This is a genomic window from Mesorhizobium sp. M8A.F.Ca.ET.021.01.1.1 (genome assembly GCF_003998025.1).
Lineage (GTDB): Bacteria > Pseudomonadota > Alphaproteobacteria > Rhizobiales > Rhizobiaceae > Mesorhizobium.
This window is the reverse complement of the sequence record NZ_RZSJ01000924.1, coordinates 1-1,380: the sequence shown is the minus strand read 5'-3', so window position 1 is coordinate 1,380 and position 1,380 is coordinate 1. Positions and strand designations below refer to the sequence as shown.

Genomic DNA, 1,380 nt, shown 5'->3' with positions numbered 1-1,380 from the left:
GAGAATATCCCGCAGCAAAACAGTGACGCCATCGCCAGGAAACTGGCCGGCGTGCTGCTCGAACGCCAGATTGGCGCGAAAGTGCCGGCGGAGAGGTTCGGCGCCTATGAGGTCGATTTCAACCTCGACGGATTTTCCGAGATCTATGTCTATGTGCAGGATCCCGCCTGCGACGGGGTCAAGTGCGGGTTGTTCCTGTTCGTGCTGGAGGGCGACGGCTATCGCGAGGTGCTGGGCGACATTCCGGGCGCCAGGCTGACGGACCCGGCCAAGGTCGGGCTCGGCGCCTTCAAGCGCAAAGGCTTTATTGACCTGCAGCTCAACCAGACGCTGGCCAGTTGGAACGGTGAGCGCTATGCCGACAGCTCGACTTTTCCGGCTTCTTCGCTCGACGGCACTGCCTTTATCGCGGCCTGCCGAAAAAACAAATCGAGCGAACAGCCCGAAGAGGGTGAGGCTGAACGGGTGACCAGCGAATGCCAGTGCCAGTTCAACCGGTTCCAGACGATCGGCTTTGCACAGGCCGATCTCGACACCTATGCGGCCTCTTTCAGTGAAAATTTTGCCTATCCGACCGGTGACAGGGAAAAGCCGTGGCAGGCTCTGGTCAAGGACGCGGAGGATGCCGGCACCGGCTGCGACGTCGCCAGCGGCAAAACCCAGTGGCAGCCGGCCTATTTCAACCATGGCGACCAGCAGCAGCAGCGACTTGACTTCGATGCCTTCCTCGACGCCTGTCCAGCGCAGGATTTCATCCTGACCAACCGCAAGACCGGTTCGCCGGACCGCGCGCTTGGCCTGTGCGGCTGCCTTGCCCGCGAGCTGCCGACGCAAGGCGTCACGCAAACAGGGATGGATCTCCTGACGCAATATTATCGCGACGAGATATCGGACGCGGACATCGATGCGCAGGACAGCGAATTGCTGGCCGCTCACGACAAGGCCTCGGACGCGTGCCTCGCCCAGTTCCCGGCGAAATGATCAAAGCTTGATCACATACTCCTTGCGAGTCGTTTCAAGCACTTCCCAGCTTCCCCTGAAGCCCGGCCGCAGCACGAAGCTGTCACCGGCTTTGACCGTGCGCGCCTCTCCGCCCTCTTCCGCGATCACCGAGACGCCAGAGAGAATGTGGCAGAACTCCCATTCGTCATAGACGATGCGCCATTTGCCGGGAGTCGATTCCCAGATGCCGGCATAGAGGCCGCCGTCGCGCTCCTCGACATTCCAGGTGCGGAATTTCGGATCGCCGGAGATCAGACGATCCGGCGCGGGCGCGCCGGATTCGGGCTCGACGCTTTTGGTGTCGACGGAAAGAAACGCGGTCATATCAGGTCAGACCTTGGCGAGTGCCTGTTCGAGGTCGGCGACGATGTCGGTGAC

Annotated in this window: 2 protein-coding genes; one reads left to right on the top strand and one right to left on the bottom strand. The window is 61.4% G+C overall.

Annotation, left to right across the window (positions count from 1 at the left end; all coding sequences use genetic code 11):
• Positions 1 to 981, top strand: a 981-nt coding sequence (locus EOA36_RS35505) for a hypothetical protein (protein ID WP_245464560.1), incomplete at its 5' end; no start/stop codon positions are given.
• On the opposite strand, the gene EOA36_RS35500 is transcribed toward EOA36_RS35505, so the two are convergent.
• The gene (locus EOA36_RS35500; RefSeq protein ID WP_127281240.1) at positions 982 to 1,326 is read right to left on the bottom strand and encodes a cupin domain-containing protein; all 345 of its coding nucleotides are present in this window, start codon (positions 1,324 to 1,326) and stop codon (positions 982 to 984) included.
• Positions 1,327 to 1,380: the final 54 nt, after the last annotated feature.

Excerpts from the sequence above, each read along its gene's own strand:
- EOA36_RS35500 (WP_127281240.1), bottom strand. The coding sequence starts at position 1,326 with ATGACCGCGTTTCTTTCCGTCGACACCAAAAGCGTCGAGCCCGAATCC.